This is a genomic window from Sphingomonas telluris (genome assembly GCF_022568775.1).
GTDB classification, from domain to species: Bacteria; Pseudomonadota; Alphaproteobacteria; order Sphingomonadales; family Sphingomonadaceae; genus Sphingomicrobium; species Sphingomicrobium telluris.
The window spans coordinates 313,237-326,170 of record NZ_JAKZHW010000002.1 but is presented as its reverse complement, the minus strand read 5'-3'; the positions used below and the strand labels follow the sequence as shown (position 1 = coordinate 326,170).

General features: G+C 66.2%; 12 protein-coding genes. 2 read left to right on the top strand and 10 right to left on the bottom strand.

The genetic code is table 11. From position 1 onward, the window contains the following. Positions 1-74 precede the first annotated feature (74 nt). The 5 genes from LZ016_RS12625 to LZ016_RS12600 form a co-directional block, all read right to left on the bottom strand. Positions 75-791: a TIGR02186 family protein gene (locus LZ016_RS12625; RefSeq protein WP_241447815.1), complete on the bottom strand. Its 717-nt coding sequence runs from the start codon at positions 789-791 to the stop codon at positions 75-77. A gap of 44 nt (positions 792-835) precedes the next feature. Continuing rightward, a complete protein-coding gene (locus LZ016_RS12620; RefSeq protein ID WP_241447814.1) occupies positions 836-1,744 on the bottom strand; it encodes a sulfite exporter TauE/SafE family protein in 909 nt (302 codons plus the stop codon). Positions 1,745-1,806: 62 nt separating this feature from the next. Beyond that, positions 1,807-2,628, bottom strand: coding sequence for a hypothetical protein (locus tag LZ016_RS12615; RefSeq protein WP_241447813.1), 822 nt, complete (start codon positions 2,626-2,628; stop codon positions 1,807-1,809). A 159-nt stretch (positions 2,629-2,787) separates the two neighbouring features. After that, complete coding sequence (locus LZ016_RS12605; protein WP_241447812.1) at positions 2,788-2,955, bottom strand: hypothetical protein; 168 nt, start codon at positions 2,953-2,955, stop codon at positions 2,788-2,790. After that, positions 2,952-4,322, bottom strand: coding sequence for a glycosyl transferase family protein (locus tag LZ016_RS12600; protein WP_241447811.1), 1,371 nt, complete (start codon positions 4,320-4,322; stop codon positions 2,952-2,954). The genes LZ016_RS12605 and LZ016_RS12600 overlap by 4 nt, the downstream gene beginning before the upstream one ends. 183 nt (positions 4,323-4,505) lie before the next feature. On the opposite strand from LZ016_RS12600, the gene LZ016_RS12595 reads away from it, so the two are divergent. Next, the gene (locus LZ016_RS12595; RefSeq protein WP_241447810.1) at positions 4,506-5,804 is read left to right on the top strand and encodes an MFS transporter; all 1,299 of its coding nucleotides are present in this window, start codon (positions 4,506-4,508) and stop codon (positions 5,802-5,804) included. On the opposite strand, the gene LZ016_RS12590 is transcribed toward LZ016_RS12595, so the two are convergent. The 3 genes from LZ016_RS12590 to LZ016_RS12580 form a co-directional block, all read right to left on the bottom strand. Further along, the gene (locus LZ016_RS12590; RefSeq protein ID WP_366512922.1) at positions 5,801-8,119 is read right to left on the bottom strand and encodes a CDC48 family AAA ATPase; all 2,319 of its coding nucleotides are present in this window, start codon (positions 8,117-8,119) and stop codon (positions 5,801-5,803) included. The genes LZ016_RS12595 and LZ016_RS12590 overlap by 4 nt on opposite strands. Positions 8,120-8,209: 90 nt before the next feature. Continuing rightward, positions 8,210-8,965 (bottom strand): SDR family NAD(P)-dependent oxidoreductase, encoded by a 756-nt coding sequence (locus tag LZ016_RS12585; RefSeq protein ID WP_241447809.1) that lies wholly within the window; start codon positions 8,963-8,965, stop codon positions 8,210-8,212. 1 nt (position 8,966) lies between these two features. Beyond that, complete coding sequence (locus LZ016_RS12580; protein ID WP_241447808.1) at positions 8,967-9,431, bottom strand: peptidylprolyl isomerase; 465 nt, start codon at positions 9,429-9,431, stop codon at positions 8,967-8,969. A 115-nt stretch (positions 9,432-9,546) separates the two neighbouring features. Here LZ016_RS12580 and mgtE point away from each other — a divergent pair, with 115 nt between their 5' ends. Further along, positions 9,547-10,971, top strand: a complete 1,425-nt coding sequence (gene mgtE, locus LZ016_RS12575) for a magnesium transporter (RefSeq protein WP_241447807.1) — start codon at positions 9,547-9,549, stop codon at positions 10,969-10,971. Here the strand turns inward: mgtE and ribA are convergent. Then, a complete protein-coding gene (gene ribA, locus LZ016_RS12570) occupies positions 10,968-12,026 on the bottom strand; it encodes a GTP cyclohydrolase II (RefSeq protein WP_241447806.1) in 1,059 nt (352 codons plus the stop codon). The two genes, mgtE and ribA, sit on opposite strands and share 4 nt — an antisense overlap. Then, complete coding sequence (locus LZ016_RS12565; protein ID WP_241447805.1) at positions 12,023-12,817, bottom strand: exodeoxyribonuclease III; 795 nt, start codon at positions 12,815-12,817, stop codon at positions 12,023-12,025. Before LZ016_RS12565 ends, ribA begins: the two co-directional genes overlap by 4 nt. Between the last annotated feature and the right edge of the window lie 117 nt (positions 12,818-12,934).

The following is a 12,934-nucleotide window of genomic DNA, read 5'->3' as shown; positions in this document are numbered from 1 at the left end:
CTTCGCCTCGACTACGTTAACCCGGTGTCGAGCAAAGCCATTAAGCGATGCCAGTTAAGATTTGGCTTAAGAGACTAGAAGCGGCGCCTGAAGATCATCGCGGCGGCCCAGCCCAGGAAAACGGACATGAACACGGCGGCAAGGCCGTACAGCCCCTCGTGACGGCGCGCCACGAGCGAGACCCAGCGCTCGAAGCCGCTCTTACCGATGTAGATGTCCTTCGTCGCGACTGCGAGCACGCGGCCGTCCTGAACGAGGAAGGTTTCCGCCGTGTAAGTGCCGACCGGCACTTTGCTGGGGATGACGATGCGAGCGCGGTAGAGCACGCCCTCGGTGATCTCCACCCCATGAGGGTCTTCGGAATAGACGCCGCGGCGCCTGCGCAGGTCGATGAGGCCGGCCTCGAACCGCCTCGCCTTATCGGGGAGTGCGCCGGAGCCTGGTGATAGCTGCAGGTTGTGAAGGCCAATCTCGTAGATGCCGGCCGTGCGCTCATCGAGCAGGTCCTTGATCGGCTTCGACGAGGCCACGCCGTAGAAGGCCGGCGCCGAACGGAAGCGCGAGGAATCCGCGTTCATCCAGATGCCGGCGATCTTCTGCTTCTCGCGGACGAGGATCGGCTGGACGGGGCCGCGCAGGACGACGGCGATGTCGGGATCGTGCGCGGGTACGCGGCCGCGCGGGTAAAGGATCGCGCCGAAGAGCAGCAGCTGCGCGCCTCGGAAGCTGTACTGGATGTCGATACGCCGCGCCGAGACGTCGGGGACGAGGACCGGCTTTGCCTGAGCCATCAACGCTAGGGAGAGAAGCCCCAACACCGAGGCCCGGAGCAGCCTCACAGATATTCGACCGTGAAGATTTCGTCCGGCCGCCAGGCGAGGCCCAGCGCCATTCGCAGGCCGACGAGCAGGATCACGATGGCCAGCGCGAAACGGAGGTAATCGGGCTTCAGCCGCGTGGCGAGCACAGCGCCGTACTGGGCGCCGACCACGCCTCCGATCAGCAGCAGAAAGGCGAGCACGATGTCGACCGACCGGGTCGTCAGCGCGTGGACCATCGTCGTACCAGCGCTGATGACGAGGATGATCGCCAGCGACGTCCCGACAACGACGCGAGCGGGCATGCCGAGGATGTAGATCATCGCGGGAACGAGGATGAAGCCGCCGCCGATACCCAGCAGCATCGTCAGAATGCCGGCGACGAAGCCGAGCGCAAGCGGCGCAAGCGGCGAGATGTAGAGGCCGGAGGCGTAGAAGCGCCAACGCAGCGGAAGCGAGGCGACCCAGCGGTTATGCCGCGGCCTCGCTGCAGGCTTCTTGGCCTTCACGTAGCCCAAGGCGGTGACCGCGTCCTTGAGCATCAGGCTGCCAATGTAGCCGAGCAGCAGGACGTATAGAGAGCCGATGACGACGTCGATCTGACCGCTGGCCAGCAAGGCGCGGAAGATGGCCGCGCCGACGAGCGAACCGATCATGCCGCCGACGACCATCACTCCGCCCATCTGCAGGTCGACGCCGCCGCGCTTCGCATGCGCCATCACGCCGGTCACGCTCGCTCCCGTGATCTGCGTCGTCGCCGAAGCAACGGCCACCGTCGGCGGAATCCCGTAGAAGATCAGCAGCGGCGTCGTAAGGAAGCCGCCGCCGACGCCGAACATCCCCGACAGGACACCGACGAGGCCGCCGAGCGCGATGATGAGCAGCGCATTCACGGACTGGCCGGCGATGGGGAGGTAGATGTTCATCGGCGGACAGAAGGACTAGCGGCAAAGTCGTCCGCTGGCCAAGCCGTACGGTCGTTATGCGCCTAGAAATTGGCTCCCACGGTCAAGGCGGGTCCGGATGCGGGCTCTGCGGTCCCAGCCAGCCGCTGCCGCCAGTCGAGGTGCACGCTGACGTTCTGCCGAACGCGCATCGACACGCGAGGACCGGCGTCGATCCGGTAGAGCCCGGGCTGATATCCTCCCCAGGCGCCTAGCCCCGCGGAAAAACGGCCCCATACCGGGCGCGAAACCGCGAAGCCGCCGTCTGCGAAGAGATCTCGGGTCTGCAGGCCGACGACACCCGCCTGCGCATAGCCGTCGAGCATCAGGTTCCAGCCGATCGGACGTTCGTAAAGGCCGCCTTCCGCGAACAAAGCGAAGTCGGACCGGCCCGTGCTGTACCGGCCCACCGCCTGGCGCCGCTCCGCAGTGATGGCGATTGGGATCGAGGCGATCGGCTTCCACCGGATGCCGGCCGCGGCCTCGCCGCCGCGAACGCTGCCGATCGGCGAGCTCCAGCGTAGCGAGGCGGCGAGCGCGGGATTGATCGCATAGGTCAGCCGCCCGCCGACCTGGCTCCCACCGAGCGTGCCGCCGCTGGCGAGCGAGCCGGTTCCCGGTGTGCCGCGATACATGGCCCAGGCGTCGAGCTGCAGCCGATCGAGGATCTTGCGTGGGATGAAAGAGGGAACGGGGACCTGCGCCTGCGCCGGCTTGCTGACGGGGCCGCGCCAGCTCGGCATCTCCAGCGGCTCGTTCGACGCCGACTGCCATTCTTCGAGCTTGGGGATGGGCGCGTAGAATTCGGGCGGCGCTTGCTGCTCCGCGGGCACGGACTGGCGTGGCGGGAGGGAAGCGACCGCCATGCGCGGGGACGGATAATAGACCGGGATTGGGATGTAGCGCGGCTGGGGATAGGGGGGCGGGTAGCCGCTGTACGCAGGGTAGGTCGGCTGCGGCGGATAATAAGCGGGGTAATATTGCGGCGGCGCCGATGCGTAGGCTTCCGGGGGTGGCGCTTCGTGTTAAATCGGAGTGATCGGCGGAAATTGCGCCGCGGGGATGGGCGCTGGCGCAGCCTCCGCTTTTCCGAGGGATAAGACCTCCACGCCCGGAAGCACTCCGGCGGTCACGCCGCGGAACAGCGTCCAGCCGGCGACGGCAACGGCCAGGAAGCGAACTGGAGCGCTCATCGCGCGGCCTCCGCCGGAAACATGTGGGCCGTCTTGTCCCAGCGGACAGCGCGGCCGCTGAGGTGCAGGGAAACGGCGCGAAACGCAGACAGGACGGCAATGAGATTGCCGACGAACAAGCGAGGCATGGACAGCAGGCCCTCCTCCAGGCCGTAGACGGACGCGGTGAAGCCCGCGCGCATGAGGACTCGCCAGGCGAGGAGCCAGGCGTTGATCTTGAGCAAAAGCGCGAGCGCCGGATCGACGCGCACCGCGACAGGCGCGCCAAGCGCTTCGGCGAGCCAAAGCTGGCTCCACAGCAAGGCAGCGAGGTAGGCGCAGACGATGAGCAGCGCGGCGAGCGGGCCGCGACGATCCCGAACGCGCATCCAACGCTCGCCCAGGCCGCCACTCCATCCCAGCCGGTCCCAACCCGACAGCGCTATCCCGCCGAGCCAGCGCGCCTTCTGCCGAACCGATGCGCCGAGCGTCGCCGGGAAATAGCCGCGGCTCGCAACCACGCCTCGTTCGCCGGGCTGAGAGGGGATCCGGACGAAGATGGTTCGCAGCCCCAGCGCGCCGATCCTCAGGCCCATCTCGTAATCTTCGGTGAGGCTCGTTCCGGCGAAGGGCCGACCCTCATGCTGGGCCGCCAGCATCGCCAGCGGCCGCCGGGCGATTGCGCATCCGACCCCTGCAAGGGGAATGGCGGCGCCGACCGCCTCGCGCACAACCAGCTCCTTAATGTGCGCCTCGGCGAACTCGTCGCAATAGTGACCGCTGATCCAGCGCGACTTCGGGTCCACGAGGGGGATCACGGGCAATTGGACGACGGCCGCCTTGTCCATCAGGCCGTCGAAAATCCGGAGCTCGAATGGATGAACGACATCCTCGGCGTCGTGGAGCACGACCGCCTTTGCCTTGCTCCCGGTGTCCGTTTCGTAGGCGACCAGCGCGTCGTAAAGATGATTGAGACAATCGGCCTTCGTCGTCGGCCCATCGACGTCCACGAGGACCGGATGCACGCGCTCGTCCGCCACCGTTGCAATCGCCTTAGCGGTCGCGGGGTCGTTCCGGTAATGCCCGACGAAGATGCGGTAATTGGGGTAGTCGATTCGCTTCACGGCCGCCTTGAGCATGGCGCCGATGACCGCCGCCTCGTCCCAGGCGGGAACGAAGACCGCGATGAATCCAGGATCCTTCTTGAAGACGTAGAAGCTGGCGTAGGCCCGACGATACCGGCGGTAGACGGTCGTCGAACGCCACAGCCGGCGCGTGAAATAGATGATGTCGACGGCCAGATCGTTGAGGCCGAGCAAAAGGAAGCCTGCCCCGGCGAAGAGCGCGAGTTCGGCGGCTGTGCGCGCCAAGGCGTCCGCGGCTGTCATGACTGTCGGGTGTCGAGGGTTTAGGCGGGGGAGCGCTGCGCGCGTGACGAAGAAGACGCTCGAATCATCGAATTACCCCAACACAACAGACCGAGCGCCGTTGGGATTGCACAACATCGGTTGTTCTTCAAGATTGATCCGTTCCGGAGTTTCCGCCGGGCTTCGGACGGCTAGAGTGGGTTCGTGCTGCAGCAATCGACACGGCAGAAGGTGGGCGCGACCGCGCTGACGCGAGCGCATTTCCTGCTGCTCTATTCGGCGATGCTGGTAGCCGCTTCGGGGAATACGGCGCTGCAATCGGTCATGCCGGGGATCGGCCGGGAGATCGGTATTTCCGATTTCTGGGTCGCGGTCGCCTACACCTGGTCGGCGGTATTGTGGGTGTTGCTGGCGCCATACTGGGCCGCAAAGAGCGACCGGCACGGGCGTAAGGCGCTCACTCTCGTAGGGCTCTCCGGCTTCGTCGTTTCGACATTGCTATGCGGCATCGTGCTGCACCTCGGCCTGATCGGCGCAATCGGTGGAGCAGTGACCTTCGGTCTCTTCGGCATTTTCCGCGCGATCTACGGGACGTTCGGGTGCGCGACGCCGTCAGCCACGCAAGCCTATCTTGCGGCGAAGACGCGCCGGAGCGGGCGCGTCGCGGCCCTGTCGGCGCTGTCCTCCTCGTTCGGCTTGGGCACGATCATTGGGCCGGCCATCGCGCCCTTGTTCGTGCTGCCCGTCGTCGGACTGTCCGGGCCATTGTTCGCCTTCTCGCTGATCGGATTGCTGGTGCTGGCGGCCGTGTTCCTGTGGCTGCCGAACGACCGCTACGGCCGCCGCATCGGTCGAGGCGCAGCGATGAGCTATCCGTCGATCGCTTCGCAGCCCACAGGCGCGAGCGTCGTCGCCGCCACGTCCCCAAGGGGCCGACGGCTCAAGTGGAACGACCCGCGCATTCGCTCGTGGATCCTGGCGGGCGTCGCTTCCGGGCACGCGCAAGCCGCGACCCTGACCTGCGTCGGCTTCTTCGTCATCGATCGCTTGCATCTGCAGCCACACGGATCGGAATCGTCGATCGCCATCGTTATGATGGCCGGCGCTTCCGCGACGCTGGCTGCGCAATGGGGCCTGATTCCGCGGCTTGGCCTTAGCCCGCGCACATTGATTTTGTCGGGAGTCATGATCGCTGCAGTCGGGTTGGCGGGGACTACCCTGGCGACTGACCTCTACGGCATCACGCTGTCGTTCGCCTTGGCATCGCTCGGCTTCGGCTTCGTCCGCCCGGGCTTCACGGCCGGCGCGTCGCTTGCGGTACCGATGAGCGAGCAGGGCTCCGTTGCAGGAATGATCACGTCAGCCAACGGCATCAGCTGGGTGGCGGCGCCGGGCCTGGGCATGGCGCTTTATCTCGCCAATCCCAACCTGCCGTTCGCCATCGGTGCGCTGCTGCTGCTCGGCCTTGCGTACTTCGCGCGGAAGGGCCTGCCGACGCTCTAGCCGTTCGGGCCCTTGCCGTCGCCGCCCCGCGACCGGAGCATGCCGGGAACGACGAAGCCGATGCCCGTGGGCCGAACGGCATCGCTCTTCAGCGTCTCCTGGATGCGCGAATATTCTTCGAGCATCTCGGGCGTGACCGAAGCACGGCTTTCCGTAAGCGCGGTCTCGAAGTCCGCCATGGTGACCTTGTCCGCGTCCATGCCACGGCGAAGGGCGGTCAAGCCAGCCCGACGAACGAGGTCCTCGAGGTCCGCACCCGTGAAGCGGTCCGTCCGCTTGGCCAGCGCTTCGAGATCGACGTCCGCGGCCAGCGGCATCTCCTCGGTGTGGATCGCAAGGATGCGGCGGCGGCCTGCCGTGTCGGGGGTGCCGACATAAATCAGCTCATCTAGCCGGCCAGGCCGAAGCAGCGCGGGATCGATCAGGTTCGGCCGGTTCGTGGCCCCGATCAGCACGACACTGTTCAACTCTTCGAGACCGTCCATCTCGGCGAGAATCGTGTTGACGACCCGTTCGGTAACCTGCGGCTCGCCGAGACCACCGCCGCGCGCGGGCACGAGGCTGTCGAGCTCGTCGATGAAGATGACCGTCGGCGCGACCTGACGTGCACGGGCGAAGAGACGGGCGATCTGCTGCTCGCTCTCGCCGTACCATTTGCTGAGCAGGTCGGACGACTTGGTCGCGATGAAGTTGGCCTGGCTTTCACGCGCGGTCGCCTTGGCCAGCAACGTCTTGCCGGTCCCCGGCGGGCCATAGAGCAGGAAGCCCTTTGCCGGACGGATGCCAAGGCGGCGGAACGCATCGGGATGCCTGAGCGGAAGTTCGACGCCTTCCTTCAGCCGGTCGCGGGCCTCGTCGACGCCCCCGATGTCGTCCCAGCTGACGGACGGCGTTTCGACCATCACTTCGCGCATGGCGGACGGCTGCACGCGCTTAAGCGCATTGATGAAGTCGCGCGGCTCGACCGCGAGGGCGTCGAGAATCTCGGTCGGGATCGTCTCCTCTTCGAGATTCAGCTTCGGCATGATCCGGCGGACGGACTCGAGAGCAGCCTCGCGGGTCAGCGCAGCAAGGTCGGCGCCGACGAAGCCGTAAGTCTGACGTGCAAGCTCATCGAGATCGACTTCGGGCGACAACGGCATGCCGCGCGTGTGGATGCCAAGGATTTCACGGCGACCCTTCTCGTCCGGAACCCCGACGACAATCTCGCGGTCGAAGCGGCCGGGGCGACGGAGCGCCTCGTCGATCGCTTCCGGCCGGTTGGTGGCCGCGATGACGACGAGATTCTGGCGCGGCTCCAGGCCGTCCATCAAGCTCAGCAGCTGCGCAACCAGGCGTTTTTCAGCCTCGCCCGTGACCTGGCTCCGCTTCGGCGCGATCGAATCGATCTCGTCGATGAAGATGATCGAGGGCGCGGATTGCGCGGCCTGCTCGAACAGCTCGCGCAGTCGCTTCTCGCTCTCGCCATAGGCCGATCCCATGATTTCGGGGCCGGCGATGTGAAAGAACTTGGCGTCGCTTTCGTTCGCCACCGCGCGCGCGAGGCGCGTCTTGCCGGTCCCGGGCGGGCCGTGCAGCAGGACGCCCTTGGGCGGGTCGACGCCGAGGCGCTGGAACAGTTCGGGATGGCGAAGCGGCAGTTCGACCATCTCCCGCAATGCGTCGATCGTGTCGCGCATGCCGCCCAGGTCGTCATAGGTGACGTCCGCGCGGCGCTCGCCGTCGCCCTTTGCATATTCAGGCAGAAGCTCGATCTGTGTTTCCGGGCCGATGTGGACGATGCCCTTCGGCGTCGTGCTGACGACGGTCAGGCGGACTTCCTGAAGAGCGAAAGCCGGCGCGCTCAGCATCTGGCGCACTTCTTCGGGCAGATTGGAGTCGATGCGCTGGTGACCGGTCGTCGCCACCACGTCGCCTTCGACCATCGGGCGGCCGGCAAAGCTGCGCTTCAACGCCGTCGCGGAGCCTTGCAGGCGGATATTGTCCTGCGCCGGCGCGAGAACGACCCGAGTTGCCGACTTCGACTGCGCCTTCTGGATGTGGACGAAATCGCCCGACCCGACGCGAGCGTTGGACCGCTGGAGGCCGTCGAGGCGAATGATGTCGAGCCCGGCGTCCTCTGCGTAAGGCCGGAGCGCCCGGGCGGTCGTCGACCGCTTGCCGACGATTTCGATCACGTCGCCTTCGCTGAGGCCGAGAGCCTTCATTGCCGAATCCGGGAGGCGGGCGAAGCCGCGGCTACCCTCCATCGGCGGGAGGTTGGCGACCTGCAGCTTCACGTTGGTGGTCCGCTCAAGCGTTTCGGTTTCGGCCACGCACTTTCCTCTCAGATTCGTACCGCACGCGTAACGGCTGCGGGTCTTACGAGTTCAATGTGGTGAACCCAAGCCCGGAGAAAAGGTTCGTCAAAACTTCAGCGACCCTGCAATCTTTCGCACGATTGAGCGCGGGGCGAAGCGTGTCGACCAGGCTCCCGCCTTGTTGATCGCGCCCGGAATGACGACCGCGCGGTTGCGCTCAAGGCCTTCAATGCCTGCACGAACGACGGGTTCAGCATCCATCGAGAGCCGCTCGAACTGGCCGAGCGTCCCGATCCCCGCGACCTCGCCGAACTCCGTCCGGGTCGGGCCGGGACATAGAGCGCTGACCTTCACGCCATGCGGCTTCAGCTCTTCGTGGAGCGCTTCGGTGAACGAGAGGACAAAAGCCTTCGTCGCGAAATAGACCGCCATCTTTGGGCCCGGCTGGAAGGCCGCGGTGGAGGCGACGTTGAGAATGCCGCCTGAGCGGCGCTCGATCATTTGCGGAGCGACCGCTCGGCACAGGTCCGTCAGCGCGCCGCAGTTGAGGTCGATCATCTCGCGCTCGCGGGCGGCGTCCAGTTCGACGAAGCGCCCGCGCAGGCCGAAGCCCGCATTGTTGATCAGCAGGTCGACCTGCTCGCCCGCCGCCTGGACATCCCGGACCAACGCTGCGGCAGCTCCGGACTTGCCGAGGTCGATCTCCACCGTTCGGGCATTGCCGAGCTCGGCGGCAAGCGCATCGAGTCGGTCCTTGCGCCGTGCGGCAAGGACCAGCCGATGTCCTTTTCGGGAAAGTTGCCGGGCGAACTCCGCACCGAGCCCCGCAGAGGCTCCGGTGATCAACGCGACCGGCTTCATGCTAGCTAGCGGGCCGGATTTCTGCCTTCACGATCTTGCCCGGGTTTGCGGGCGGCTCACCCTTCGGAAGCGCGTCGACGTGCTCCATGCCGCTCTCGACCTCGCCCCAGACGGTGTACTGGTTGTCGAGGAAGCGGGCCTCGTCGAAGCAGATGAAGAACTGGCTGTTCGCACTGTTCGGATCGTTGGTGCGGGCCATTGAGCATACGCCGCGGACGTGCGGTTCCCGGCTGAATTCGGCCTTCAGGTTCGGGAGGTCGGAGCCGCCGGTGCCACGGCCGGTCGGGTCGCCGCCCTGGGCCATGAACCCGGGGATCACGCGATGGAACGGAACGCCGTCGTAGAAGCCGCTCTTCGTCAGCTCGGTGATGCGGGCCACGTGGTCGGGCGCGAGGTCGGGGCGAAGCTTGATGACGACGTCGCCGCCGCTGGAAAGGTTGAATACAAGGCGGTCGTCGTCGGCCATCGGTTTGCTCCGGCAAGAAGTGGAAGTTGGCGGCGATTTAGGCGTGCGAGGCGGGTTGCGCCAGTGCGGGTGCGGCAATAGGACGGCTCACGGGTCGAAGATAGGGGTGAAGGGCATGAGCGAGAGCGAGAACATCGCCACCGCCACCTCTGTCGATCTCGGCTCCGAAAACCATGCGGTGATGGACGAAGAGGACCGGCTGCGGCCGGAGTTCGTCGAACGCGTGCTCGATGCCGTCGACGCGGGCGATGACGAAACGGCCCGCGAGCTGGTCGGCCCGCTCCACCCCGCCGACGTGGCGGACCTCATCGAACTTGCTCGAAGGGACGAGCGCGAAGGCTTGGTCAAGGCGCTTGCCGGGATCATCAGCCCGGACGTGCTCGCAGAGCTCAACGATCACGTCCGCGAAGACCTGATCGACGAGATGGAGCCGCAGCAGGTCGCCGACCTCGCGGGCCAGATGGAGACGGACGACGCCGTCGCCCTGATCGAAGACCTCGACAAGGACGAGCAGCAGGCCGTCCTCGAGAAGATGGAGCCGGACGACCGCGCCGCGGTCGAAGAAGCGCTTAGCTATCCTGAAGAATCCGCCGGCCGGGTCATGCAGCGCGACCTGTGCGCCGTTCCCGCGCACTGGAAGGTCGGCCAGGTCATCGACTACCTGCGGCAGGAGAAGGACCTTCCCGACGATTTCTGGGAGGTTTTCGTCGTCTCCCCGGATCACCATCCGGTCGGCACCTGCAAGCTTTCGAACATCCTCCGCAGCCCGCGCTCGACCCTGGTCGGCGACATCATGGCCAAGGAGCAGACTCTAATCCCGGTCGACATGGACCAGGAAGACGTCGCGCTGCGCTTCCAGAAGTACGCGCTCGTGTCGGCGGCAGTGGTCGACGAGAGCGGCCGCCTCGTCGGCATGATCACCGTGGACGACATCATCCACATTATCCAAGAAGAGGCGAGCGAGGACGTTCTGCTGCTGTCGGGCGCCGGTGACGAAGGCGACATCAACGAGCCGGTCACGGAAAGCTACAAGTCGCGCGTCCGCTGGCTTGTCGCGAACCTGCTGACGGCGCTGGTCGCGGCTTTCGTCATTCGGCAGTTCGAACATTCGATCGAGCGAATGGCGGTTCTAGCGGTGCTAATGCCGATCGTCGCGGGCGTCGGGGGCAATGCCGGAACCCAGACCCTCGCGGTGACAGTTCGCGCGATCGCCACAAACCAGCTGACGAGCTCAAACCGCTGGCGGGCCGTTGGGCGAGAGATCCGCGTAGCGTTGCTCAACGGACTCACGATTGCGGTCCTGATCGGCGTTGGCGTGACCCTCGTTCTGGGAAGCAGCGGCCTCGGCGCGGTCATTGCCGCAGCCATGCTGTTCAACATCATGGTTGCGGGTCTCGCGGGCGTCCTGATTCCGCTCACGCTGGAGCGTTTCGGCGCCGACCCCGCGGTGGCGAGCAGCGTCTTCGTGACCATGATGACGGATTCGATCGGCTTTTTGGCCTTCCTTGGCCTTGCGACGGCGGTAGGTCTCGCCGGCTAGGGCAGGTGTCCGCTCTTCGCCCGCTTCACTTGTAGATAATCGGCATTGTGCGGGTTCGCGGGCATGTGATGCGCCACCCGTTCAGCGACCTTGATGCCTTCAGCCTCCAGCGCTTCGACCTTGCGCGGATTGTTCGTCAGCAGCCGTACTTCCTCGATGCCGAGCTTGCGGAGGATCGCCGCAGCATGCGCATAGTCCCGCTCGTCGTCGCCGAAGCCGAGGCGCAAGTTGGCTTCGACGGTATCGAGGCCGCGATCCTGCAGGGCATAGGCGCGGAGCTTGTTGGCGAGGCCGATTCCGCGCCCCTCTTGCCGCAGGTAGAGCAGCACACCGCCGCCAGCAGCCGCGATCAGACGCAGCGCTTCCTTCAGCTGCGGCCCGCAGTCGCACTTGAGCGAGCCGAACACGTCACCGGTCAGGCACTCGCTGTGAAGGCGGATCAGCGGCGGCTTTCCGCCAAACGCTCCGACGAGAAGCGCGACATGGTCCTGACCGTCGTCGGAGCCGCGGAAGGCAAATATCTGCGTTTCCGGCATGTCCTCCAGCGGCAGGCGCGCTCGCGCGAGCAGCGTCACTTCCGGACGGAACGCATCTCCGGACAGCTCTTCGAGCGGTACGTCCACGGCCGCCGCGTTAGGCGGGATGAGCCAGACCGCAGGCAGAAGGCCCGCCGCCCGCGCCAAATCCAGAGCGGCTTCGGCCGTCGCATTGGCTTCGAGATGCAGCGGCTTGAGCGGGCCGATCGGCGCGCGGGCAAAGTCCTGCGCCGGGTCGGCTAGCGTCAGAGCGGCGGATGGATCGAGCCAGGCCTGTCGTTCGATGAGGACCGGTCGGGCGGGGTCGGCCGCATCGCGCTCACTGGCCAGCGACAATGCGGCAGCGCGGCGGCCACTCAGGAGCAGCGGCGCCTTGTTCTCGGGATCCACGGCTTGAAGCAGCTCCGGCGTCGCCGTCTCGATCGACAGGAAAGTCAGCGGCTCCGCGCCTTCGATGCGGACCGCGCGGCCCGTGCGCAGTGCGGCGATCGCCCGTTCGACCGCGGAGCGGCGGCTCAAACGGCGACCTCGCAGATGAGGGGAACGTGGTCAGACGGCCGGTGCCAGCTGCGGCACGGCTCGAGCACACGATGCGAGACGACACGGCCCTTCGCTTCCGGCGAGACCCACATGTGGTCGAGCCGACGGCCGCGATCGTTCTTCGTCCAGTCGGGCGAGCGATAGCTCCACCAGGTGAAGTTGCGTTCCGGAGCGGGCACAAACGTCCGGCCGATGTCGATCCAGTCGTGCGCCTGCTGGAGGCGGGTAAGCGCGTCCACCTCGACCGGCGTGTGGCTGACGACCGAGAGCAGCGCCTTGTGGCTCCAGACGTCGCACTCCAGCGGCGCGACGTTGAAGTCGCCGACGATCAGGGTCGGCTCACGCAGACCTTCGGACCAGCGGGTCATCCGCTCGATGAAGTCGAGCTTCTGGCCGAACTTCGGGTTCACCGTGCGGTCGGGAATGTCGCCGCCCGCCGGGACGTAGACGTTTTCCACCCGCAGCCCGCACGGAAGCCGGACGCCGACATGGCGCGCCTCGCCATTGTCCTGCCAATCATGGCTGCCGTGTTCGCCGATCTCGACCTTGCTGATGATCGCGACGCCGTGGTGCATCTTCTGACCCTTGAGCGCCCAATGCTTGTAGCCAAGCTCGTGGAACAGCTCGCGCGGGAAGATGTCGTCGGTAGCCTTTGTCTCCTGAAGGCACAGGACATCGGGCTGCTCCTCGCGAAGCAGGCGCTCGACGATGCCGATCCGCGCGCGGACCGAGTTCACGTTCCAGGAAGCGATCTTCATCGTCTTGTTCACGCCGACGCGCTTAGCTCCTTCGCGGCGCTTGGCAAAGGAAAGGCCCCCGCTCCGGGGGCATGGAGCGAGGGCCGACCAAGCGTTCGTCACGCAAGGCGATCAAGCGGGCCCGGGTAA